This is a genomic window from Roseibium polysiphoniae (assembly GCF_014842925.1).
In the GTDB taxonomy this organism is placed as follows: domain Bacteria; phylum Pseudomonadota; class Alphaproteobacteria; order Rhizobiales; family Stappiaceae; genus Roseibium; species Roseibium polysiphoniae.
The window spans coordinates 420,242-444,445 of sequence record NZ_JACYXJ010000006.1 but is presented as its reverse complement, the minus strand read 5'-3'; the positions used below and the strand labels follow the sequence as shown (position 1 = coordinate 444,445).

Here is a 24,204-nt window from a genome sequence, read left to right as displayed (position 1 = left end):
GTACGCGGAAGTCAGTCGGCAGCGGATGCAGCTGCATGGTGCCAGTCCGGATCCGTCAATTCCGTTGGAGCCCCCGGCGCCCCCACGCCTTCGCCGATATAGGTGTCTACCACGCCATAGACATAAACCCCGCCAGCGCTGCGCGGAACGATTGCGGCTCGCTCGACCTTTTCATAGTCACCTGCCACGCAGCGAGAATAGCTGGTAGGGAAGGTTTTGCCAGCTTCGGTGATTGTCTCTGAGCCCGAACTGAAACTGCCTTCGCAGGACTTGGCAGCATCGGAGATGATGGTTGCCACAAGGTCCTGCGTCGACGTGTAACCTCCAGCCTCGAAAATGTGAGCGATGACAGAACGTGCCTCATTGGAAGCAACGGCATGTAGGCCTTTGAGATCCGTGTCGCGCTTGTCGTCCGGAGTTAGTTTGAGAGCGGAAAGTCCCGCACTCCCCATCAGATTGAAAAGCGCCTGTGTTGCCTCGACGGCGAGCTGAGGATTGTTGGCCGCAGCCGCTGGCGCCGTTGGCTGTGATGCGCCAAGTCCAGCACCGGGCGTAGCGCCAAACCGGGCTGAGTTTACTTCCACGCATTTGGCCATGCGTGCCATCAGCCGAGAGGTCCCGGTTAGGCGGAAATCATAATTGTAGGCCCCGTCATAGACATAAAGGGTACGCCCCCGTCGAAAACGGGTGATGATATAGCCGCCTTCCGGCATCTGCATGCGGAATAGATCCTTTGCGGTAGCCGTGGCCGTTCCTTGCTGCCAGGCACCTCGGTCGATCCGATATTGGAGGGTGACTTCCTTGCCGATCTCGCTGTTCCAGTGCGGCGCGGAAAAGCCGATGGCCCACCTGTAACCTGAATCGACCTGAACCAGGAGTGTCATGCCGTTTCGGTAGGTGGCGGCCGCGACACAGGTGTCGAAGGTTCCAGTGGAGTCATCCGTATAAGCATTGCCGTTCCAGCCGCCGACCCGAAAACTTTCGATGGTCCCGGCATGGCTCGGGGTGGCTCCCGCACCAAGGAAATAAACCGCTATTCCCATGACCAGCAGGATGGTTGCTACTGCATTCTTGATAAGCTTCATATTGCCCCCCGGCAGCACAGCAGTTGTCATTTTCAAACACGCTTGGCGAACTTTAGTTGGCCTGTTTACTCAGCGCAATAAACCGGAAATACGGATGTAATCATCAGGCGCATGTTGGCGGTATCCCGGTCTCTTTGCTGAGAGTCCCCGGAATGCGAAATCCTTTTCTCCCTGCACCGAAGCATTTGAAATGCGGTGCCCGAAGTTCTGGCGATCGAACGACTAGATTTAGGTTCATGGATGCGATTGTCCGGGAGAACCGCCAATGCCAAGGCAGCGAGTAGATAAGTCTGAGCGACGTCTCGACGTGTTTCCGACCTTTTTCAAGGTGGCGGGAAAGCGCGTTTGCGTGGTCGGTCATGGCGATGAGGCTGCTGCGAAGGTGCGTCTTCTGGGGGAGACCAATGCCTCGGTTGAGGTCATATCCAAAGAAATAGAACCTGCGCTCGCCGAGGCCATTGTCGCGGTCGGTGGCAAGCATGTGGCCGAGGAATTCCGTCCGGCCCTGCTGAATGGTGCCGCACTTGTGTTCAGCGCCAGGGAAGACGAAGCGCTCGACGGCGCTGTTGTGCAGGCGGCGCGCATTTTCGGCGTGCCGGTCAACGCTGTCGACAAGCCGCATCTCTGTGACTTTTACACCGGAGCGCTCGTCAATCGTGCGCCCATAGCGGTTGCGATTACCTCGACCGGTGTGGGGCCTGTTCTCGCCCGCCATATCCGCGCCCGCATTGAGGCCATGCTGCCGCGCAGCACGGGTGATCTTGTCCGCCTAGCGGAGAGCTTTCGCGACGTCGCCGTCAAGATGATCCCGGATGGCGCGTCGCGTCGGCGGTTTTGGGCAAGGTTTTTTTATGGAAGCGTCGCGACCAGCGTCCATGCCGGCAACCTGGATAAGGCCCGTCAGGAGGCGCAGCGCCTTTTGAATGGCCCGACTGGCGAGCCCGGGTTCGTCTGGCTGGTGGGCGCTGGACCTGGTGCTGAAGATCTTCTGACCCTCAGGGCACAGCGGCTGCTTCAGGAAGCCGATGTTATTGTTCATGACGCGCTCGTACCTTCGCCAGTTGTCGCCATGGGGCGCCGGGATGCAGAGCGTATTTCGGTCGGCAAGCGCAAGGGCGCACATTCGGTCGCTCAAAAGGATATCTGCCAGCTTTTGGTCGACCTTGGCCGTGAAGGTCGGAAAGTCGTTCGCCTGAAGGCAGGCGATCCGATGATTTTCGGCCGGGCAGCGGAAGAGATGGACGCCCTTCGTGAGGCAGGCCTTGGTTTTGAAGTCGTCCCGGGTGTAACGGCCGCATTCGCTGCTGCAGCTTCGGCTCAATTGCCTCTGACTCTGCGCGGCGTTGCGTCGACCCTAGTTTTCGCGACCGGCCACAATGCCAAGTCCGAAACCTTGCCTGAGTGGGCAGGTCTCGCGCTGAAGGGATCCACAGTTGCTGTTTACATGGGGCGCACGGTCGCCGCGGCCGTCGCCGACAAGCTGATTGCCGCCGGCATGGGACGCGAAACGCCTGTGGCGATCATAGAAAACGCAGCCCATCCAGAAGAGCGCCAGTTCGCCGGCACGCTCTCTGATCTCTGCGTGCTTGAGGGCCGGGGCGACATCGACGGGCCCGTGCTGATTGTCATTGGCGAGGCGGTTGGACATGCCGCTCTCGAAAAAGCTGAACCGATTGCGGCCATGCCGCTGAAACAAGAATTTGCTGCCTAAGGAGAGAGGCAATGAAAGTCGTTACCGCAAATCGTTTGCTTGACGGAGAAGTTGTCTGGCAGGGCGCAGATGGTGCCTGGGTCGAGCTTCTTTCGCTGGCCCATGTTCTGGAAGGCAAAGACGAGGTGGCAAAAGCGCTGGAGCTGGCCGCGCAGTCCATCGCGGACCGCGAAGTCGTCGAGGCCTACGCAATGGATGTCACTCAGGACGAAGGACGGATCGTCCCCGTTCGTCTGCGCGAGATGATCCGGGCAGCCGGTCCGACCACACACCCTGAACTTGGCAAACAGGCGCGCGTTTCTGCCGTCTGATCGCCGAACGACTGACTGAGGAGGGGCTGCGCCTGAAAGACTGGCTGCGCCCTGATGGAGAGAGACATGTACCGCTACGATGAATTTGACCATGGGTTCGTCACCCAGCGCACGGAACAGTTCAAGGATCAGGTTCGCCGCCGTCTGGCCGGTGAATTGACTGAAGAAGAGTTCAAACCACTCCGGCTGATGAATGGCCTTTATCTGCAGCTCCACGCTTATATGCTGAGGGTGGCAATCCCCTATGGCACGTTGAACGGTCGGCAGATGCGCAAACTGGCGCACATCGCGCGCACCTACGATCGTGGCTATGGGCACTTCACCACCCGGCAGAACATTCAGTTCAACTGGCCGAAGCTGGAAGACACTCCTGCCATTCTCGAAGAGCTGGCGGAAGTCGAGATGCACGCCATCCAGACCTCAGGCAACTGCATCCGCAATGTGACCGCGGATCATTTCGCAGGAGCTGCTGCAGACGAGATCGCCGATCCGCGGCCCTATGCAGAAATTTTGCGCCAGTGGTCGTCTCTTCACCCGGAATTTTCGTTCCTGCCGCGCAAGTTCAAGATCGCTATCACCGGGGCACCGCATGACCGCGCGGCTGTTCAGGTGCATGACATCGGCCTTCAGCTGGCGCGTGGGGAAGACGGCAACATCGGTTTCGTCGTGTTCGTCGGAGGCGGCCTGGGGCGTACGCCGATGATCGGCCGCAAGGTGCGCGATTTCCTGCCGGAGGAGGATCTCCTCGCCTATTCCGAAGCGATCTTGCGCGTCTACAATCGGTACGGCCGGCGCGATAACAAATATAAGGCACGCATCAAGATTCTGGTTCATGAAACCGGACTGGAAGAGCTGAAGGCTGACATCGAAGCCGAGTTTGAAAAGATCCGCTATGGCGTCTTGCGCTTGCCCGACGAGGAAGTCCGGCGCATTGAGGCCTATTTCGCACCGCCTCCTTTGGAAGTGTTGGCCGTCGATGACGCGGCTGTAGAGGCCCGCAAGGCAAGCGATCCCGCATTTGCCCAGTTCGTGGCGCATAATTTGAACGCGCACCGCGTACCAGGCCACACCAGCGTGACAATCTCCATGAAGCCAATTGGTGGCATTCCTGGCGATGCTTCTGATGCACAGATGGACGTCATGGCGGATCTGGCCGAGCGCTATGCTCACGATGAGATCCGCATCAGCCATGAGCAGAATGTCATCCTGCCGCACGTGAAGATCGCCGATCTGCCAGCGTTGTTCGATGACTTGGTCGTAAATGGCATGGCAGAGGGCAATTCCGGCCTGATCACTGACATCATTGCGTGTCCTGGCATGGACTACTGTGCGCTCGCGACAGCGCGCTCCATCCCCGTTGCGCAACGGATTTCCGAACGCTTCGGCGGTCCGGACAGGCAGGCCGAGATCGGCGAGCTGAAGATCAAGATCTCAGGCTGTATCAATGCCTGCGGCCATCATCACGTTGGTCACATCGGTATTCTCGGCCTGGAGAAGAAGGGCGAGGAATTCTATCAGATCACACTCGGTGGTTCCGCCAACGAGAACTCGTCCATCGGAGAGATCGTCGGAAGGGGTTTCTCGTCTGAAGAGGTCGTCGATGCGATTGAGAAACTCGTCGACACCTATCTTGGTCTGCGGACGGCCAAGGAAGAAACCTTCCTGGAGGCATATCGCCGGATCGGGGAGGCGCCTTTCAAGGAGGCCCTCTATGGCACTGCATGAGACATTTAGCATAGGCGTTGATCCCGAACTGGGTCTTCAGGCCGAAGTGGCAGCCTTGAACGGGCAGTTTGCAGACTCCAACGCACAGGAGATGCTGCGAGCGGCTATCAGGCACCAGTTCATTGGTGACATCGCCATGGTCTCCAGCTTCGGCGCTGACTCCGCGGTGCTGCTGCACATGGTTGCCGAGGTTGATCCCTCGACGCCTGTGATCATGGTTGATACCGGCAAGCTGTTTCCCGACACGCGGCGCTATCGTGACGAGCTCGTGGAAAGTCTGGGTCTGACAAATGTAATCTCCCAGACGCCGGAAACGAGCGACCTGAGTGAAGTCGATCCAGGCGGAATGCTCTGGATGAGCGACACGGATGCCTGTTGCCACGTCCGAAAGGTGCTGCCGCTGGCGCAGGCGTTGAAAGGCTATGGCGCCTGGATCTCGGGCCGAAAGCGGTTTCAGAGTTCTACCCGCGCGAGCCTGCCATTTTTTGAGGTGGAAGATGGCCGTGTGAAGATCAACCCGCTGGCTGAGTGGGACGCTGCCGATATTCTGGCCTATGCTAGGGCGCATGACCTGCCACCGCATCCACTCGTGGCCAAGGGCTATCCGTCCATCGGATGCCTGCCGTGTACGAGCAAAGTGAAGCCGGGCGAGGACGCACGTGCCGGGCGCTGGCGTGGACAGGAAAAGATCGAGTGTGGCATTCACCTGCCGAGCCACGGAAGAGAACTTGACGGCAGCGGAATTTGAGGTTGGTTCCGGTGAACTTTATGTCACCGGAATGCAGGGGATGACGCGAACCCCGGACCAAAGTGATCCGGGAATTGAAGGACGCGAAACGGACATGACGAAGATCTTTTCCAACGGCCAGTTTTTTGATGAGGACTGGCGTACGCTCGAGGCCGAGGATGTTAAGCCGAATGAAGGCAACCTCCTGGTGCCTTTTGAGCGCTTTCTATCGGACGCAGAGACGTTTGCGAGCGCAGGTGGTCGGATCGCTGTTCTGGTTGGAGCTGGTGACGAGGTCGAGAAGCTGAAAGACCATCTCGGTAGTCTTGCGCATATTGCCGTCGAGTTTCCCAAGTTCACCGATGGCCGCGGATTTTCGGCGGCACGTATTCTGCGCGAGCAAATGGGCTACACCGGTGATATCCGCGCGATCGGCGACTACATCCTGGATCAGGTGCCATTGATGCGGCGCTGCGGCGTTTCGAGCTTCCAGATCACCAAGCCGGAAGTCCTGAAGGCACTGGCTGACGGAGAATGGCCGGAGGTTACCAAATATCTGCAGCCGGTCGGGACCGTCGAGGAAGTGCCCGCCGGCACCCGGCCCTGGGCGCGCCAGTCATTGCGTGAAGTATCCCAGGCCGCTGAGTGACATAATTTGCCGAAAAGAAGATATTGGAGAGCCGAGGGGATGCCCCTCGGCTTTTTGTATTTATGGCGCCAAGGCTTTCGTGAGCGCCCGGCCGATTTCCGCGATGGCGGCATTGCGACTGCTCATTTCGACATGGGCCTCATCAAGGTATACCGCGACAAAGACGGCACGATCCGGTCGAGGCCAGATAACGGCGATATCTCCTCGCGACTTTTTGGCATCCGCACCGGTCTTGTCGCCAATTTTCCAGCGTTGGGGTAGTCCAGCACGTAACAGCGTATCTCCGACCTTGTTCGCGACCAGCCAGTCCGTGAGCTGCTTGCGGGAGTTGGCGGAGAGCGGGCCACCAAGCAGCAGTGTTTTCAGCGTCGTTGCGGCAGCAAGTGGCGTCGTTGTGTCGCGAAGCTCACCGGCGGGGACGTTGTTTAGCTCGGGCTCCCATCGATCCAGGCGGGTTTCCGTATCGCCAAGTTTCCTCAAGAAGGCGCTCAGGCCGGCGGGCCCACCGATCTCTTTCAGGATGTAATTGGCGGCGGTGTTGTCGCTGATCGTGACGGCTGCATTGCAGAGACCCAGGTAGGTCATCGTTTTGCCGATCTGCTTTTTGGTCACGGGTGAATAGGGTGCAATGTCAGCGCGTTTGATTTGGACGCTTTTGTTTGGATCCGTTGTGCCATCGTCGACTTGAGCGAGAAGAGCTGCGCAAGCAAAAGCTTTGAACGTGCTGTTAAGCGGGAAACGAACATCGCCTTTGTAGCTCCAGGCGGTTCCGGTTTCGTCATCCAGAACGGCGATACCAATCCGGGCGTCGTGACGCTTCTCGATTTCGATAGCCTGTTGAATGATCGGTTGCGGATCAAACCCGGCCGCATCTGAGGAAACTGGGAGAAGAGTCGATGTTGCGATCGACAAGGTTGCGGCTAGGGGCAGAGCAAACTGCGTAAAAGTCATCTGTTTCAGGGGGCGCATGTCACGTTCCATTGAGCTGATAATGCGTTGAAGACGTGGACCTTGTCCTCGAAGAACGGTCCGTATCCTCCGAGGCAGGCGGACGATGCCGTGAAACGACCCCATGGACAAGAGATAGTTTTTGGGGTTAGCCATGAAAAAAACTTGGTCAAAAAGGTGTGCCTCATGGAGATCTCACGGCTTCCTCTCAATGCCCTCAGGGCCTTCGAGGCGTCAGCGCGACTTGGCAGTTTCACTAAGGCCGGGCTGGAGCTGCGCGTTTCGCAAACAGCGGTCAGTCATCAGGTCAAAGCGCTGGAAGCGCTGCTTGGCATCTCCCTGTTTGAGCGTCTTCCTCGCGGTGTGGCTCTCACCGATGAGGGGCAAACCTTGTTGCCGGTCCTCAGCGATGCCTTCCGCCGGTTGAGCGCCACCTTAAGCCGATTTGAAGATGGCAACTTCAAGGAGGTGCTGACTGTCGGAACCGTCTCGACATTCGCAAACGGCTGGCTGATCCGACGTCTGGACGACTTTGCTGAGCGACATCCCGGAGTGGATTTGCGGCTGAAGACCAATAACAACAGGGCCGATCTGATGGAAGATGGTCTGGACTACTTCATCCGTTTCGGCGATGGCGCGTGGCACGGAACCAATGCCGTACATCTTATGGCGGCGCCGTTCTCGCCGGTTTGCGCGCCGCAGATCGCGGATCGTCTGGCGCGACCGGCAGACCTTCTCAATGAAACGCTGCTGAGATCCTACAGGGTCAACGAGTGGAACCAATGGTTCCTGGCGGCCGGCGTGCCTCTGCCCCCTGTTCGCGGATGGATGTTCGACTCGTCAATCGCCATGGCCGGTGCCGCTGCTCAAGGTGCCGGAGTCGGGCTTGTCCCGGTATCCATGTTTGAAAGTGAGCTGGAGTCCGGGCAGATCGCGCGGCCATTTCCGCAAGACGTGACTTTGGGGAGCTATTGGCTCACCTGGCTGAAATCGCGACAAGAAACGCCACTCATGCATGTGTTTCGAAACTGGCTGCAGCGAAATCTCGAAGAAAATGGCGAGACGTCTGATTGAAGCAGAAAGAGCGGGACTGGCCCGCTCTTTCGTTGGGTTCAGATGCTTTAGAGCGTCCCGATGCGCTTCAGCTCTGTATAGGTTTCATCCAGGGTCTTGCGGGCAATGGTCACCAACTGATCAGCTTCTTCATGAGAAAGCACAAGTGGAGGCGAGATGATCATGCTGTCGCCGACAGCGCGCATGACCATGCCGTTCTGGAAGGAAATGTCGCGGCAAAGCGTGCCGACAGATCCCTTGTCCGCGAAGGCTTTTTGGCGATTACCTTTTTCAGGAACGAGTTCCATCGCACCCATCAGTCCAGTCATGCGGGCTTCGCCAACCAGCGGATGATCCCCCAGCGCCGTCCAGCTCTTTTGCAGGTACGGCCCGATGTCATCGCGGACGCGTTCAACGAGTTTCTCTCGTTGGATGATTTCCAGGTTGGCAAGGGCTGCGGCAGCGCAGGCGGGGTGCCCGGAGTAGGTGTAGCCGTGATAGAATTCTCCGCCCTTGTTGATCAGACCTTCGGCAACCCGGTCCGAGACCATGACGCCGCCCATCGGCAGATAACCTGAGGTGAGCCCTTTGGCGATCGGCATGAGATCGGGCTCAAGGCCATAGTAGTCTGAGCCGAACCAGGTGCCGAGGCGACCAAAGCCACAGATCACTTCATCGGCGACGAACAGAATGTTGCGCTCCGAGAGAATGCGCTTTACTTCCGGCCAGTAGGTTTCCGGCGGGATGATGACGCCGCCAGCTCCCTGGATTGGCTCTGCGATGAAGGCTGCGACCTTGTCTTCGCCTATTTCATCGATGGCTTTTTCGAGTGTGCGTGCCACATGGATCCCGAAGTCTTCCGGGCTCATGTCTCCACCTTCGCCATACCAATAGGGCTGGTCAATGTGGCGCACGCCGGGGACCGGAAGGTCACCTTGTTCGTGCATGCCCTTCATGCCGCCTAGGCTGGTTCCAGCAAGCGTCGAGCCGTGATAGCCGTTCCAACGACCGATGATGACCTTCTTGTCCGGTTGTCCCATCTGGTCCCAATAGTGGCGGACCATCCGGAAGACGGTGTCATTGGCTTCAGAGCCTGAGGAACAGTAAAACACCCGGTTCATATGTGCGGGTGCGAGTTCTGCCAGTTTCTCCGAAAGGGCAATCACAGGCGGGTGCGAGGTTTTGAAAAACGTATTGTAGTAGCTGAGTTCGCTCATCTGCTTGTGCACGGCATCAGCTATTTCTTGCCGGCCATGACCGACTTGCACACACCAAAGCCCCGCCATGCCGTCCAGGATCCGGTTGCCGTTGGAATCGGTCAGCCAGACGCCGTCTGCGTGAGTGATGATCCGCGTGCCTTCCTCATTCAATGCCTTTGTGTCGGTGAAAGGATGAATGTGGTGGGCAGCGTCCACAGCCTGAAGGGCTGCGGTCGGATAGATGTTGGATACGGCCGACATTGGGGTACTCCGGTAGGCGACAGACTGGCGCGAAGGCGCGCTTTAAACGTTGAGCAGCAGATATTCCCGTTCCCAAGGGCTAATCACGGACATGAAGGTCTCGAACTCTTCCTGCTTGATCGCGCGGTAGGTCGCGACAAAGGTTTCGCCGAAGATCTCGATGATTTCTTCGCTGTTTTCAAACAGGTTGACGGCTTCCGTCAGGCCCCGCGGCAGGGACTTTAGAAGATCGCTGCAATCCACAGATTGGGGGGCATCCGGCTTGAGGCCCTTCATCATGCCAAGGTATCCGCAGGCGAGAGACGCGGCGATTGCCAGGTAGGGATTGGCATCCGAACCAGGCACGCGGTTCTCCAGCCGTCGGGCCTGAGGCGATGAATACGGTACGCGTAAGCCGACAGTGCGATTGTCATAGCCCCAATAGACATTCACCGGCGACGTCGAGTTCCGGGCAAAGCGCCTGTAGGAGTTCACGAAAGGAGCCATGACGCAGGTGACGTAAGGCAGGTAGGCTTGATGACCGGCGATGAAGGACAGGAACTCCGGCGTCTCCTCGCCGTCTGGCCCGGAAAAAATGTTCTGCCCAGTTTCGCTATCGACCACGGATTGGTGAATATGCATGGCGGAACCAGGCTGGTTTGACATGGGTTTGGACATGAATGTGGCATACATGTCGTGGCGCAGCGCGGCTTCCCGGATGGTCCGCTTGAACAGGAAAACCTGATCGGCAAGCTCCAGAGGCGCACCGTGACGCAGGTTGATCTCCATCTGCGCGGCACCCTCTTCGTGAATGAGGGTGTCGATCTCCAGTCCTTGCTGTTCAGACAGGTCGTAGATGTCATCGATCAGGTCATCGAACTCGTTCAGCGCGGAAATGGAGTAGGATTGACGACCAACTTCGGGGCGACCCGAGCGGCCTGTCGGCGGCTCCAACGGATCATCAGGATCTGTGTTAGGGCGCACGAGATAGAATTCGATTTCCGGCGCAACGACCGGCTCCCAGCCCTTGTCCTGATAGAGCTTCAAGATGCGCTTGAGAACGTTACGCGGGGCGGTCTCGACCGGGGTGCCATCGCGTGTCTGCGCGTCATGAATAAGCTGTGCCGTCGGGTCGGATTCCCAGGGAACAGCGGTCAACGTGCCATAGTCAGCCTTGAAATAGAGATCGCCATCCGTCGCGTTGTGCTGGAAGCGCTCATCATCTTCAGGGTAGCTGCCGGAGATGGTCTGGGCAAAGATCGAAGCCGGCATGGTCATGACCGGACCGGAGAAGAATTTCTCGGTGGGCATCATCTTGCCGCGTGCGACGCCGGCGAGGTCGGGCACGATGCACTCGATATCCTGGATGTTGCGTTCCCGAAGCCAGGCACGGGCCGCTTCCATGTCTTTCACGCCACGCAAACTGATGCTTTCTTTGTTTTCGGCGTCAGGTATCTCGTTGCTCACTTTAGGCTCCAGTGTTGGCGCGTGGGACTATCTCAGGTTGGATCACAGACTAGTCCAAACTCCCCACCCATGCCGTCTCAAACTCGTGACTCTCAGACAGGGTGATGCAGGGCATCTACACGCCGACTAATTTTGTGATCACAAAATAGCCAAGTCAATGGTGTTCGGGCAAGAGAAAAAGACAGCTCGGTCAGATTTCGGGGAGGCTTTCGCGGCCAAGTATGCCCATGCCGTCTCGGATGTCGGCCGCGATGGCGGCATTCAGTGCGGTTGGATCGTCGTTGCGAATGGCCCTGATGGCTTCCTTGTGCCAGTCGACGAGGTTGGCCGTTCCGACGCGTCCGTAAACAGTGCGCATGAAGGGAGCAAACTGAAGCCATAGGCTCTCAACCAGCGGCATGAGGATTTCGGAATTGGATGAGGCGTAGATCTTGAAATGAAATGCATGGTTCAGTCGCAAGTAAGATTCTGCGTTGCCGCAACTGATGCTTTCATCGATCTCCAGATCAATGTCCTCGAGCACTTTTGCGTCTGCATGGTCCAGTTGGGGAAGCGCCATTTCGGCCAGTTCGGGCTCGAGTAGAAGGCGCGCTTTCAAGATCTCATCGAACCTTGAAGGGCTCATTTCCGGCACTTGAACCCGGCCATTTGGTTTGACGTTAAGTGCGTTTTCTGCGGCCAGTCTCTGGATGACCTCGCGAACCGGCATCGGACTCACACCAAGTTCCTGCGCAAGGCCCCGAAGGGTGACGGCTTTTCCCGGAATGAAGCGGCCCGTCAGAAGCGCTGAACGAACAGCAGTGTCGACTTGGGCGCGGGCGGTGCCTCTATTTGTCGGAGTTGATCCGTCTTCTCCGTCCGGGCGAGGCGCCTGTGCATTGCCGGTTGAGGTCTTGTTCAACTTTGGAGATCTCCCCGGGCATTCCGAGATTGGCGAATTTGTCGGCGACGCTGCCTGTTTCTCGATCTTGACACGCTATTGGGAACGTGATCACATTTTGACGGCGGGCGCAATGCATTGGCCGTCATTTTCATGTGCCGTCGTCAGTCCTGCTGTCTGGCCGTGAGACAAGAGTAAGGAACCGAGTGCCTAAATGGTGGATCTGCCACATCAGACGTTGGAACATCCTGCAGAACCTGGATGGAAAAAGGACGTCGAAGCGTTCCTCACCGAACATCCGGACTTAGATACAGTTGAAGTGGTTCTACCCGACACGAATGGCGTTTTGCGAGGCAAGTGGCTGCCGGGCGGCGCGGTCGAAACGGTCTTCGCAGGTGGCGTGGCGCTACCCTATTCGCTCTTCGGCCTGGATGTTTGGGGGCGCGAGGTCGAAAGCACCGGCATGCACATTGAGACCGGGGATAAGGATGGCGTCTGCTGGCCGATCCCGGAAACCTTGAAGCTGGTGCCGTGGGCTGAGCGCAAGACAGCACAGGTTCTCCTCTCGATGTATGACCGTGACGGCGTGCCGTGCCTTGAAGACCCGCGGCATGTTCTCAAGCGCATGGTTGACAAGCTGGCCGCATATGGCGTCACCGCGACCTGCGCCTTCGAGTTGGAATTTTACCTGCTCGAAGAAAGCGACGGGGACTGGACCGAGCAGCCCAAGCCGCTTTTCACCACCCATCGTGGACCGGCACGTCAGAACATGTATGCTCTTTCGGACCTCGAAGCCCTGCTGCCTGTTGTTGACGACTTGCGCCGCGCGGCTGAGATGCAGGGGATTCCGGCTGACGCCGCGGTCTCGGAAGCAGCGCCTGGACAATTCGAACTCAACCTTCATCACCGCAAGGATCCACTGCTGGCAGCTGATGATGCGGTGTTGCTTCGGCGCCTGGTTCAGGGCGTGGCGCGAAAGCACAATCTGAAGGCGTCTTTTATGGCCAAGCCCTTCGTGGAATGGCCAGGCAATGGCATGCACGTGCATGTGTCGATGGAAGATGAGAATGGCAATATTTTCGCATGCCCCGACGAGGGCGCCAAACGCCTTGGTCACGCGATAAGTGGCTTGCTGGATACAATGCCGGAGGCGCTGCTGCTTTTCACGTCGACCTTTAATGGCTTCCGGCGCATGCAGCCTGGGTCGTATGCCCCGACCTCTATCTGTTGGGGGTTCGACAATCGCTCTGTCGCTCTTCGGGTTCCCGCCAGCTCGCCTCAGGCGGCGCGTATCGAACATCGCATCGCGGGTGCGGACGCCAATCCTTATTTTGTTCTCGTCGGAGTTCTGGCCGGCATGTTGCTCGGGCTTCAAGACCGGAAAGATCCGCCGCCGCCTGTCGTCGGCAATGCCTATGAGAAGAAACACAAGCGTTTGACGCCCTGGATGGATGAAGCGATTGATGCCTTCGAAGCATCCGATAGGATGAAGGAAGCTGTTGGGCCGGACATGCACAAGGTTCTGACTGAGATTAAAAAGGAAGAGCTCAACGAATTCGGCCGGGAGATCTCAAGCCTGGAGCGACAAACGTATCTTTAGGAACACCCCGCCTTGCGGGGGATTAGCGGTCAGGGGATGGTGCGCATGGAAGGCGCATGGACCATCCCAGGCTCAAACCAAATCGCGGCGTTGGAGCCGTGGAATGAACTCGTTGATAAGCCGATGAAATGGCAGTGTAGTTCAATTTTCTGGAGTGGAGTTTAGCATGATGATCAAGGGTATTCTGACAGGGGTGGCTGCTCTCGGCCTGATGGCCGGTTCGGCGCTAGCGCAGGACCGCGTAGTCAACGTTTACAACTGGTCCGACTACATCGATGAATCGATCCTCGAGGAATTCACCAAGGAAACGGGCATCAAGGTCGTTTATGACGTCTTTGACAGCAACGAGATCCTTGAAACCAAGCTTCTGGCAGGCGGCACCGGCTACGATGTTGTCGTGCCAACCGGATCCTTCCTCTCCCGCCAGATCAAGGCCGGAGCCTTCTCCGAACTGGATAAATCCCAGCTTTCAAACCTTTCCAACATGTGGAAGGACATCGAGGCGCGGGTCGACAAGTACGATCCCGGCAATGCGCATTCGATCAACTACATGTGGGGCACGACCGGCGTTGGCTATAATGTCGAGAAGGTCAAGGCAGCTCTTGGCGAAGATGCTCCTGTTGACAGCTGGGACCTTGTCTTCGACGAAGCCAACATCTCCAAGCTGAAAGACTGTGGCGTTTTTCTCCTCGACGCCCCGACGGAAATGATCCCTGCGGCCCTCAACTACCTTGGCCTGGATCCTGACAGCAAGGATCGCGGCGACATCGAGAAGGCCGGAGAACTGCTCACCAAGATCCGTCCCTACGTGCAGAAGTTCCATTCTTCCGAGTACATCAACGCGCTGGCCAATGGCGACATCTGCATGGCGGTGGGCTGGTCAGGTGACGTGCTTCAGGCCCGTGATCGTGCTGCTGAAGCCGACAACGGCGTGACCGTCGAATACGCCATTCCCAAGGAAGGCGCGTTGATGTGGTTTGACCAGATGGCCATCCCTGCCGACGCACCGCACAAGGCAGAAGCTCATGAGTTCTTGAACTATATCATGCGCCCGGATGTCATGGCGAAAGCCTCCAACTACGTCTATTACGCCAATGGTAACAAGGCATCCCAGGAGCTTCTCAATGACGATGTGATCGGCGATCCGGCGATCTATCCGACCGAGGAAGCTGTCAAGAACCTCTACACGGTTACGGCATACGATCCGAAGATCAACCGTATCGTCACCCGCATCTGGACCGCAGTGAAGAGCGGCCAGTAAGCGGCGCCTGAGCATGTGAAATCGCCGGACCCGTTCGACATGGGTCCGGCACGTCTCGGGCTCCGGGGGAGCCGTCACTTGGGGAACTGGAACCTTGGCCAAGAAAACGCTCGGGCCGGTGCGGCGCGAATTCACGCCGTGGGAAGATACGGCTGCGGAACCGTTTATCGAGTTCCGAAATGTCACCAAACGCTTCGGTGATTTCGTCGCCGTCGACAACCTCAGTCTGAAGATCTACGAGCGTGAATTTTTTGCGCTACTCGGCGGATCCGGCTGCGGCAAGACGACGATGATGCGCATGCTGGCCGGTTTTGAAACGCCAACCTCGGGGCAAATCTTTCTGGACGGGCAGGATCTCGCTGGCATTCCGGCATTTCGGCGGCCGTCGAACATGATGTTCCAGTCCTATGCCTTGTTCCCGCACATGAGCGTGGAAAACAATATTGCCTTCGGCTTGAAGCAGGACAAATTGCCGAAGTCGGAAATTGATGACCGGGTCGCGGAGATGCTCCGTCTGACCAAGCTGGAACAATTCGCCAAACGCAAACCTCATCAGCTTTCCGGTGGCCAGCGGCAGCGGGTCGCGCTGGCCCGCTCACTGGCAAAACGTCCAAAGGTCCTGCTTCTGGATGAGCCGCTCGGTGCGCTCGACCGGAAACTGCGTGAAGAGACGCAGTTTGAGCTGATGGCCTTGCAGGAAGATCTCAAGATGACCTTCCTGATTGTCACCCATGACCAGGAAGAGGCCATGACGGTGGCAGATCGCATCGCGGTCATGGACCAGGGGCAGTTGGTTCAGGTGGCAACGCCTGCAGAGATTTATGAAACGCCAAACAGCAAGTTTGTCGCCAACTTCATCGGCGATGTGAACCTTATTGAGACCAAGGTTGTCGAGGCATCTCCCAGCCAGACGCGCCTGGAAGCCATGATGGGCGGTTTTCTGATTGAGACGGATCAAACAACTTCGGCTCGACCGGGGGATACGGTCTGGTATGCAATCCGGCCTGAGAAGGTGCGCGTCGCCAAGGGCAAGGCCGAACCGGGCAGCGTCAACGCAGTGAATGGCCCTGTCTGGGATATCGCATACCTCGGAGACGTCTCGATCATTCACGCCAAGATCGGGGAAGGCGATTTCGACACACTCAAGTCAACCTTCGCCAATGTGACGCGGGTCGTGGAAGACCCGATCACCTGGTATGACGATGTTGTTCTGACCTTTGACCGGAACGCCGGCGTGATCCTGGATCGATAGGAGGTGCGGATGAGCCAGAAGAAGTCACAGGCACCGAAACGTTCCCTTGGAAGCAAGGCCCTGATTGCTGTGCCATTTCTGTGGCTGGTGATCTTCTTTCTCGCGCCGTTTTTTATCGTCTTCAAGATTTCGCTGTCTGAGGTTGCGGTTGCCATACCTCCTTATCTGCCGACGTTTGATTTGGCGGAAGGGTGGACCGGCTTTGTCGAGGCGCTCTCCGGGTTCTCTTTCGAGAATTACATCTGGCTGATCGAGGACGACCTATACTGGAAATCCTATCTTTCCAGCGCGCAGATCGCCCTTATTTCGACGCTCATAACGTTGGTGGTTGGCTATCCCATTGCCTATGGCATGGCGCGCAGTCCAAAGGAATGGCGTCCGACGCTGCTGATGCTTGTCATCCTGCCGTTCTGGACCAGTTTTCTGATCCGGGTCTACGCGTGGATCGGTATCCTGAAGAACGAGGGCTTGCTGAACCAGCTGCTTCTGGCGCTGGGCGTGATCAATGAGCCCCTGGTGATCATGAACACCGACCTCGCCGTCTATATCGGCATCGTCTATTCCTATCTGCCGTTCCTGGTCCTGCCGCTCTATGCCAGCCTCGAAAAGCTGGACATAAGCCTTTTGGAAGCGGCCGAAGATCTGGGCTGTCCACCCTGGAAGGCCTTTTGGAAGATTACGTTGCCGCTCTCCATCCCCGGCGTCGTCGCGGGGTGTTTCCTCGTCTTCATTCCGGCCGTCGGTGAATTCGTCATTCCGGATCTACTGGGTGGCTCCAACACGTTGATGATCGGGAAGACGCTCTGGGTCGAGTTCTTTTCGAACCGTGATTGGCCGGTGTCCTCGGCGGTGGCTGTGATCCTGCTGCTTATCCTGGTCGTCCCGATTGTCCTGTTTCAGAACCACCAGCAGAAATTGGCGGAGATGCAGTCATGAGATCCGGCCCAACCTGGTTCAATGTTACGTCGCTGGTGCTTGGCTTCACGTTTCTCTATTTGCCGATCGTGATCCTCGTCATCTTCTCTTTCAACGAGTCCCGGCTGGTAACCGTATGGGGTGGCTTTTCGACGAAATGGTACGTCGAGCTGTTCAAGAACAAGCAGCTTCTTGATGCGGCCTGGGTCACCTTGAAGGTCGCTTTTCTTTCCGCAAGCATCGCAACGGTTCTGGGAACGATGGCGGCGCTGGTTCTGGTCCGGTCGGGTCGCTTCGTCGGCCGATCGTTGTTCTCTGGCATGATCTTCGCCCCTCTTGTGATGCCTGAAGTCATCCTCGGATTGTCGTTGTTGCTGCTTTTTGTGGCTATGGATCAGGCCAGAGGCTTCTGGACCGTCATGATCGCGCATACGACCTTTGCGATGTGCTATGTCGCGGTCGTTGTCCAGTCGCGCCTGGTCGGTTTCGACAAGAGCATTGAAGAGGCAGCGGAGGATCTCGGCTGTCCACCGGTCCGCAGTTTCTTCCTGATCACGCTGCCAATTATCTTTCCAGGTGTCCTTGCTGGCTGGATGCTGGCTTTCACGCTGTCTCTGGATGATCTGGTCATCGCCAGCTTCACCACGGGGCCGGGCGCCACCACACTGCCGATGAAAATCTATTCCCAGGTGCGCCTTGGCGTGACCCCCGAGATCAACGCAATCTGTACCATTTTGGTGGTGTTGGTGACCTTCGGCGTCATAGCTGCGTCGCTTGCAAGCAAACGGCAGGAGCTGCAGCGCGCACATGATGAGCGAGCCGCCTTCGGCGCCAACTAGCTTTCAGTCCAGTAAACTTGCGGTGTGAGCTTTTTCTAGGCTCTGGGCGGTCGGAAGAGGTAGATGATGATCCATACCGGCACGACGATCAGCGAACCCAGTATGATGTTCGGGATCGCCCAGGCGACGCCGGTCTGAATATGCTGCCAAAGGCTTTCGGGTGTCAGACCTATCTTGCTGAGCAGATCAGCAGCGGTGATATCAATTGCGGAGAGCACAACGCCGACGATCAACGAGGTCACCGCGATCTTGAAGATGGTCGACAGAAATTGATACACCGGCTCGTTTTCTCCACACCACGACCGGGAACACTCCCAAAGCCTTGGTGGTCATACGTAAATACTGATCTTAATAAAATACATACCATAATGCCGCCCACTCGAAACATGGCTTCAGCTGATCTTGCCGCAAGAGCATGAAAATTCGAGATCAGGGTAAATGACCGGCTCTGTTCACGCTCGAGAGCAGCTCTTGTGCGGCGTAATTCGGCCTTGACGGATATGACGCACTGCGGTCAAGTTGCCCGCAACCGGCTAGGTAAATCTTCTGGGAGAGTACAATGAACAAGATATATCCGGACGCGGCGGCTGCGCTCGACGGTCTGGTGTTTGACGGCATGACCATCATGGCAGGCGGCTTCGGCCTCTGCGGCATTCCCGAGAACCTGATCACGTCTTTGCGGGACGCGGGCACCAAGGACATCACTGCGATTTCCAACAATGCCGGTATCGATGATTTCGGCCTGGGCCTGCTGCTGCAGACGCGCCAGATCAAGAAGATGGTTTCATCCTATGTCGGTGAAAACGCCACCTTCGAAAAGCAGTATCTGAACGGCGAGCTGGAGCTGGAGTTCAATCCTCAGGGTACCCTGGCCGAGCGTATCCGCGCGGGCGGGGCCGGCATCCCAGGTTTCTACACCAAGACCGGTGTTGGGACGCTGATTGCGGAGGGCAAAGAGCACAAGGATTTCAATGGCGAGACCTATATCCTTGAAACGGGTCTGATTGCTGACGTGTCTCTGGTAAAGGCCTGGAAGGCGGACAAGGAAGGCAGCCTTATCTACCGCAAGACCGCGCGCAACTTTAACCCGATGATGGCGACAGCCGGCAAGGTGACGGTGGTTGAGGTCGAAGAGATCGTTGAGACCGGATCCTTCGACCCTGACCATATCCATACGCCTGGAATTTTCGTTGACCGCATTGTTGCCGGTTCATTCGAAAAGCGCATTGAAAAGCGCACCACGCGCGACGCCTGAGGGAAGTGAGGAGCATCAATATGGCCTGGACACGTGACGATATGGCCAAGCGGGCGGCGCAGGAGCTGCAGGACGGTTTTTACGTCAATCTGGGGATTGGCATCCCGACGCTTGTTTCGAACTACATTCCAGACGGCGTGCACGTAACGCTTCAGTCGGAAAATGGCATGCTAGGCATGGGCCCGTTCCCGACGGATGACGAGGTTGACGCCGATCTGATCAATGCCGGTAAGCAGACCATCACCGAGTTGCCGCAGACGAGTTTCTTCTCCTCGGCAGACAGCTTCGGCATGGTTCGCGGCGGTCACATTGACCTGTCGATCCTGGGTGCGATGGAAGTCTCTGAAAAGGGTGACCTCGCCAACTGGATGATCCCGGGCAAAATGGTCAAGGGCATGGGCGGTGCGATGGATCTCGTAGCCGGCGTGAAGCGCGTTGTCGTCCTGATGGATCATACGTCGAAGGGGGGTGACACTAAGCTGCTCAAGGAGTGCTCGCTGCCATTGACCGGCGTGCACTGCGTCGATCGCATCATCACGAATTTGGGTGTCTTCGATGTCACTCCTCACGGACTGTCTATCGTTGAACTCGCGCCCGACGTGACGCTGGATGAGGTCAAGGCCAAGACGGAAGCGCAGATCGTCTGACAAACGCTGCCGCCATGGCGAATTAGACGGGCCCGGCCTCTTTCGAGGGCGGGCCCTTTTTGTAAGCAGATGTAAAGTGCGTGTCTCATATTGGAACAGACAGGTCCTTGAGCGTCTTCCGCGACCGGCGAAATAGTTAACGCGTCCTAAGCTTTTAGGAGCTGGTACTGTTTTGCTGGGCGGCGTTTAACGCTGCGGAACAAAGGCTAGATCATTAGCCGCATAATTTCAGGTAAATGCTTTATCTAACTGCGTAAATTTGATCCTGAGTGTAAATCAGGATTCAACATTGCCTAGGCATTATTACGAAGTAATGTCCTGGAGGGCGGCGTGCAGGTATCGATAAGAACGCGGATGAGCGCTTTGGCGCGATCTGTCTGGGAATGGGTTCCCGGACTGCGGACCCGCTTTGTCCTGCTCGTCAGCGGTTTGTTTCTGGTCCTGACAGCCGTGATGATCGTGGTGGTGAGTTATCTCGACCTGCGCGATGAAGAAAATCGGATTGTCGAGCATGTGAGGTCGGTCGGTGCAACGGTAAGCCGCCTTGCGGTGCCCCATCTCGTGAACCATCATTACCTTATTCTTGAGCAGGAGCTGCAAAGCATCGCGGGAAGCGGAATTGTCGATGTCGCTCAGGTCTATGATCCCGGCCGCGAAATCACCGTCGATTCCGATCCGGCGACCAGCTATTTTGATGACATCGAGATCGACACGCTCATCAGCGAGGCTCTGTCGACAGGCGCGGAAACCAGCCGTGTCACCCAAACCCTTGTCACCATGGCATTCCCGGTGCGAAGGGTCGACGGCACAGACCTCCTCGGCGCGGTTCTGGTCTCGGCACCTCGGCCGGAAGCCGCGGGCGTCATCTGGACGATCTGGCAGCGCAACGCGATCACGGCGCTTGTGCTGTTGGGCTTTTGTATGCCGGTCGCGTTTCATTTCGGCAGTGGCTTTCTGCGCCCGATCAAAAGCCTGACCCGAACAGCTCATTCGGTAAGCGCAGGTGATTTTGATGCGCCTTTTCCAGTCGATCGGCGGGACGAGATTGGTGTTCTCGCGCGTGCTTACCGAGACATGATCGCGCGGATCCGTGAAAATCTGGATCAGATCCATCGACTTGCCTATGTCGACACCGTTACGGGGCTTCCGAACAGGGAGTTTTTTCGCCAGCATTGTTTGAAGAAAATGGAGCTGGCCGCACAGCGTAAGCAGCGCCTGGCCGTCCTGTTTATCGATCTTGATCGCTTCAAGAGGGTCAACGACAGCTATGGCCATGACAGCGGCGATCGTCTGTTGAAGGAAATCGGCGAGCGTTTCAGGACCGCGGCCGGTGCGGCGGATAACTATACCGAACAGGCTTTTTCAGGCCAGGACAGGACTGATGGCGCAGATGAGAGCGCCATCTTGCCGACAGTTGCCCGCCTGGGCGGTGACGAGTTCGCCGTCATGTACCCGGTGACGGACCCGCGCCGCGATGTCGCTACTGTCGCGAGCCGTTTGATCGAAGCTGCTGAAAGGCCATGCGAGGTCAACGGTCTTGCGCTGACTGTTGGCGCCAGTCTTGGCGTTTCCGTCTTTCCGGATGATGGCACTGACTATACGGCGATCCTGAAGAACGCGGACATCGCCATGTATGCGGCCAAGAAGGTGGGCGGCAACGCTCTGCGTTTTTATGCAGATGTAGAAAACACGATGCATGCGCGCGAGCGTCTGCAGATTGAGGCAGACCTTCGCCGTGCACTCCTGGAAGATCAGATCACGGTCTTTTACCAGCCGAAAGTTGACTGCAACTCCGGTTCGGTTGTTGGGGCCGAGGCTTTGGCGCGATGGAACCATCCCACGCGTGGTTTGCTCAGCCCAGGGTACTTCATCGATGTGGCTGAAGAAACAGGCCTGATTATTGGCTTGGGGGAAATCGTTCTGCGAATGGCTTGTCGGCAGGGAAAGACGTGGCTTGATGAGGGGCGCGGAATGCCGCTGGCCGTGAACGTCTCGGTCCGTCAGCTTGATCAGCCGGGTTTCACAGACCAGGTATTGCAGATTTTGAAGGAAACCGGCTTCCCTGCTGATCAGCTGGAACTCGAGGTCACCGAGACGGTTGCCATGGCAAATCCTGAAATCACACAGAGCACGACACAGCCACTGCGTGAGGCTGGCGTTCGTTTTGCGATCGATGATTTCGGAACCGGATATTCAAGCCTCGCATACTTGCAGAAACTGCCGTTCGACACATTCAAGATCGATCGCAGCTTCATCTGGGGGCTAGGCAGTGAAGACAGCAATCGGCTTATTGTGCAAACAATCCTCGCCATGGCGCAAAGCCTCAACTTTGACGTGGTTGCGGAAGGCGTTGAAACGGTCGAACAGCAACAGTTCCTGCGAGACAACGGTTGTGCCACGGCTCAGGGTTATCTCTTCAGTGCTCCCATGGCTGCAGACGTTTTTGCAAAGTGGCGAGACGATTTCAGCTGCAGCCACTGCGTCCCGGGAACGTGTGGCCCGGCAGCCAAAGGCAACAACTCAACGCAAGCCGCGTAGACCTTTGTTTCTCACTCCGCGGCGTCTGGCCGTTTGTCTTGCCGCAAGGCAACGGGGCTGATCGCCGGGAAATCTGCTTCGGTCAATGTCTCCCGCTCAAGCAGAAGCGCCGCGCCGGCTTCAAGATCCTTGCGGTGCGCTGTGAGAATGTCTTTTGCGCGGGTGAATGCTGTCTCGACCTTCTCACGCACAGCAAGATCGATCTCGCGAGCAGTTTCCTGTGACACGTCGCTTTCATCGCCAAAGTTTTGGCCGAGAAAGCTCTGGCGCGGGACTGAGTAGACCCGGTTCCCAAGCGCCTCATCCATGCCGTATCGCGAGACCATCTCCCGCGCGACTTCCGTCACACGTTGAAGGTCATCTGAGGCACCGGTGGAGATCTCGTCGAATACGACGGCCTCAGCTGCCCGGCCACCCATCAAGACAGTCATTCGGTTCTCAAGGTCCCTGGTGGAGAGCAAGAACCTGTCCTCGGTTGGTCTTTGCATGGTGTAGCCAAGTGCGCCGATGCCGCGCGGGATGATCGAAACCTTGTGGACCGGGTCGACGCCTTCCAGGTTTGCCGCAACCAGCGCATGCCCCATCTCGTGATAGGCAACGGTTTTACGTTCCTTGTCGGAGAGCACACGGCTGCGTTTTTCAAGACCGGCCACCACCCGCTCAATTGCCTCTGTAAAATGGCTGAGGCGAACGGCGTCAGCGTTCGCACGCGTTGCAAGCAACGCCGCCTCATTGACCAACGTGGCGAGATCTGCGCCCGTGAAGCCCGCTGTCATCTGTGCCACCTGGTCGAGATCTGTATCTGGAGCAAGCAGGATTTTCTTGGAGTGGACATCAAGGATCGCACGCCGTCCAATCTTGTCCGGCCGGTCAACGAGTACCTGTCGATCAAAACGGCCTGCACGCAAAAGCGCTTGGTCCAGTATCTCGGGTCGGTTGGTCGCCGCCAACAGGATCGTGCCGCCCGAAGGGTCAAATCCATCGAGCTCGGTGAGCAGCTGATTGAGAGTTTGCTCTTTCTCGTCGTTGGCCTGAAACGGCGTTCCGCCACGGGCACGGCCAAGGGCATCGAGTTCATCGATGAATATGATCGATGGGGCGGCCTTGCGCGCCTGCTCAAAGAGGTCCCTGACACGCGCTGCTCCCACACCAACGAACATCTCGACAAACTCGGATCCGGAGATGGAAAAGAACGGGACATTGGCCTCTCCAGCAACAGCACGGGCGAGAAGTGTCTTGCCGGTGCCCGGAGGCCCGACCAGCAAAATGCCCTTTGGGACGTGCGCGCCGAGGCGTCCATAGCTTTTTGGATCGCGCAGGAAGTCCACGACCTCCTGGAGTTCTCTTTTGGCCTCATCGACGCCGGCAACATCGTCAAATGTGGTTTCGATGCCGGTCTCCACGTAGACCTTTGCCTTCGACTTGCCCACGGTCATCATACCGCCGAGGCCCTGTTTCTCGGCAATGCGGCGGATGACAAACATCCAAAGGCCGAAGAGAACCAGCATCGGCAGCACCCAGGACATCAGGTCCCGCAGGAGTGTGGACTGGATAACGCCGGTAAATTTCACATCGTATTTCTGCAGCATCTCGGCAAGAGGCATGTCGACCCTTGTCGTGGTGAAATACTGCTTGCCGTCGGCCAGAGGGTTCCGGAATTTGCCCTCAATGGTGTTCTCCTTGACCGCAATCTCCTCGATGTTTCCCGCTTCGAGATATTGCTCGAACTCGGAATAGGGGATGGTCTCGACGGTCTTGTAGGTGACCCACCAACTTTGGAACAGTAGCAGGAGGAAAAACGCGCCAGCGGCGTACCAGATGTTGATTTGATGCTTTTTGTCCATTGGGAAAGAGATCCCTTCGTTCAATCTGAGCCGATTGAGCGCTGTCACAGAAGATCTG

At 57.4% G+C, this 24,204-nt stretch carries 21 protein-coding genes; 14 read left to right on the top strand and 7 right to left on the bottom strand.

Going from position 1 to position 24,204, the window contains the following annotated elements; translation table 11 throughout:
- Positions 1-11 precede the first annotated feature (11 nt).
- On the bottom strand, positions 12-1,085 hold the full coding sequence (locus tag IG617_RS17790) for a hypothetical protein (protein WP_192110565.1): 1,074 nt from the start codon (positions 1,083-1,085) through the stop codon (positions 12-14).
- Positions 1,086-1,350: 265 nt separating this feature from the next.
- On the opposite strand from IG617_RS17790, the gene cysG reads away from it, so the two are divergent.
- From cysG to IG617_RS17765, 5 genes are all read left to right on the top strand, one after another.
- Entirely contained in the window at positions 1,351-2,796 is a 1,446-nt protein-coding gene (gene cysG, locus IG617_RS17785; RefSeq protein ID WP_192110564.1) for a siroheme synthase CysG, read from the top strand.
- An 11-nt stretch (positions 2,797-2,807) separates the two neighbouring features.
- Complete coding sequence (locus IG617_RS17780) at positions 2,808-3,107, top strand: DUF2849 domain-containing protein (protein ID WP_192110563.1); 300 nt, start codon at positions 2,808-2,810, stop codon at positions 3,105-3,107.
- A 66-nt stretch (positions 3,108-3,173) separates the two neighbouring features.
- Positions 3,174-4,832: a nitrite/sulfite reductase gene (locus tag IG617_RS17775; protein ID WP_192110562.1), complete on the top strand. Its 1,659-nt coding sequence runs from the start codon at positions 3,174-3,176 to the stop codon at positions 4,830-4,832.
- Entirely contained in the window at positions 4,819-5,580 is a 762-nt protein-coding gene (locus IG617_RS17770) for a phosphoadenylyl-sulfate reductase (RefSeq protein ID WP_192110561.1), read from the top strand. The genes IG617_RS17775 and IG617_RS17770 overlap by 14 nt, the downstream gene beginning before the upstream one ends.
- Positions 5,561-6,208 carry a DUF934 domain-containing protein gene (locus IG617_RS17765; protein WP_209008575.1) on the top strand — a complete coding sequence of 216 codons (648 nt, stop codon included), beginning with the start codon at positions 5,561-5,563 and terminating at the stop codon, positions 6,206-6,208. The genes IG617_RS17770 and IG617_RS17765 overlap by 20 nt, the downstream gene beginning before the upstream one ends.
- A 60-nt stretch (positions 6,209-6,268) precedes the next feature.
- Here IG617_RS17765 and bla read toward each other — a convergent pair whose 3' ends face one another.
- Positions 6,269-7,177 carry a class A beta-lactamase gene (gene bla / locus IG617_RS17760; protein ID WP_192110560.1) on the bottom strand — a complete coding sequence of 303 codons (909 nt, stop codon included), beginning with the start codon at positions 7,175-7,177 and terminating at the stop codon, positions 6,269-6,271.
- Positions 7,178-7,342: 165 nt separating this feature from the next.
- On the opposite strand from bla, the gene IG617_RS17755 reads away from it, so the two are divergent.
- Entirely contained in the window at positions 7,343-8,230 is an 888-nt protein-coding gene (locus IG617_RS17755) for a LysR family transcriptional regulator (protein WP_192110559.1), read from the top strand.
- Positions 8,231-8,277: 47 nt separating this feature from the next.
- Here IG617_RS17755 and IG617_RS17750 read toward each other — a convergent pair whose 3' ends face one another.
- The 3 genes from IG617_RS17750 to IG617_RS17740 all read right to left on the bottom strand — a co-directional run bounded on the left by IG617_RS17750 (position 8,278) and on the right by IG617_RS17740 (position 12,016).
- The gene (locus tag IG617_RS17750; protein ID WP_192110558.1) at positions 8,278-9,669 is read right to left on the bottom strand and encodes an aspartate aminotransferase family protein; all 1,392 of its coding nucleotides are present in this window, start codon (positions 9,667-9,669) and stop codon (positions 8,278-8,280) included.
- A gap of 42 nt (positions 9,670-9,711) precedes the next feature.
- Entirely contained in the window at positions 9,712-11,115 is a 1,404-nt protein-coding gene (locus IG617_RS17745; RefSeq protein ID WP_420826157.1) for a glutamine synthetase family protein, read from the bottom strand.
- A 190-nt stretch (positions 11,116-11,305) separates the two neighbouring features.
- Positions 11,306-12,016 (bottom strand): GntR family transcriptional regulator, encoded by a 711-nt coding sequence (locus tag IG617_RS17740; protein ID WP_192110557.1) that lies wholly within the window; start codon positions 12,014-12,016, stop codon positions 11,306-11,308.
- A gap of 193 nt (positions 12,017-12,209) precedes the next feature.
- On the opposite strand from IG617_RS17740, the gene IG617_RS17735 reads away from it, so the two are divergent.
- From IG617_RS17735 to IG617_RS17715, 5 genes are all read left to right on the top strand, one after another.
- The gene (locus IG617_RS17735) at positions 12,210-13,595 is read left to right on the top strand and encodes a glutamine synthetase family protein (RefSeq protein WP_192110556.1); all 1,386 of its coding nucleotides are present in this window, start codon (positions 12,210-12,212) and stop codon (positions 13,593-13,595) included.
- 166 nt (positions 13,596-13,761) lie between these two features.
- On the top strand, positions 13,762-14,856 hold the full coding sequence (locus IG617_RS17730) for a polyamine ABC transporter substrate-binding protein (protein ID WP_209008574.1): 1,095 nt from the start codon (positions 13,762-13,764) through the stop codon (positions 14,854-14,856).
- Between the two features lie 94 nt (positions 14,857-14,950).
- Complete coding sequence (locus IG617_RS17725) at positions 14,951-16,108, top strand: ABC transporter ATP-binding protein (protein WP_192110555.1); 1,158 nt, start codon at positions 14,951-14,953, stop codon at positions 16,106-16,108.
- A 9-nt stretch (positions 16,109-16,117) separates the two neighbouring features.
- The gene (locus tag IG617_RS17720) at positions 16,118-17,044 is read left to right on the top strand and encodes an ABC transporter permease subunit (protein ID WP_192110554.1); all 927 of its coding nucleotides are present in this window, start codon (positions 16,118-16,120) and stop codon (positions 17,042-17,044) included.
- Positions 17,041-17,862 carry an ABC transporter permease gene (locus IG617_RS17715; RefSeq protein WP_192110553.1) on the top strand — a complete coding sequence of 274 codons (822 nt, stop codon included), beginning with the start codon at positions 17,041-17,043 and terminating at the stop codon, positions 17,860-17,862. Before IG617_RS17720 ends, IG617_RS17715 begins: the two co-directional genes overlap by 4 nt.
- Positions 17,863-17,897: 35 nt before the next feature.
- Here IG617_RS17715 and IG617_RS17710 read toward each other — a convergent pair whose 3' ends face one another.
- Positions 17,898-18,140: a DUF6460 domain-containing protein gene (locus tag IG617_RS17710; RefSeq protein ID WP_192110552.1), complete on the bottom strand. Its 243-nt coding sequence runs from the start codon at positions 18,138-18,140 to the stop codon at positions 17,898-17,900.
- A gap of 281 nt (positions 18,141-18,421) precedes the next feature.
- Between IG617_RS17710 and IG617_RS17705 the strand changes: the two genes are divergently transcribed.
- The 3 genes from IG617_RS17705 to IG617_RS17695 all read left to right on the top strand — a co-directional run bounded on the left by IG617_RS17705 (position 18,422) and on the right by IG617_RS17695 (position 22,302).
- Positions 18,422-19,117, top strand: coding sequence for a CoA transferase subunit A (locus IG617_RS17705; RefSeq protein ID WP_192110551.1), 696 nt, complete (start codon positions 18,422-18,424; stop codon positions 19,115-19,117).
- A gap of 20 nt (positions 19,118-19,137) precedes the next feature.
- Positions 19,138-19,764 carry a CoA transferase subunit B gene (locus tag IG617_RS17700; protein WP_192110550.1) on the top strand — a complete coding sequence of 209 codons (627 nt, stop codon included), beginning with the start codon at positions 19,138-19,140 and terminating at the stop codon, positions 19,762-19,764.
- Between the two features lie 354 nt (positions 19,765-20,118).
- On the top strand, positions 20,119-22,302 hold the full coding sequence (locus IG617_RS17695) for a putative bifunctional diguanylate cyclase/phosphodiesterase (RefSeq protein WP_192110549.1): 2,184 nt from the start codon (positions 20,119-20,121) through the stop codon (positions 22,300-22,302).
- Between the two features lie 11 nt (positions 22,303-22,313).
- Here IG617_RS17695 and ftsH read toward each other — a convergent pair whose 3' ends face one another.
- On the bottom strand, positions 22,314-24,146 hold the full coding sequence (gene ftsH / locus IG617_RS17690; RefSeq protein ID WP_192110548.1) for an ATP-dependent zinc metalloprotease FtsH: 1,833 nt from the start codon (positions 24,144-24,146) through the stop codon (positions 22,314-22,316).
- Positions 24,147-24,204 lie beyond the last annotated feature (58 nt).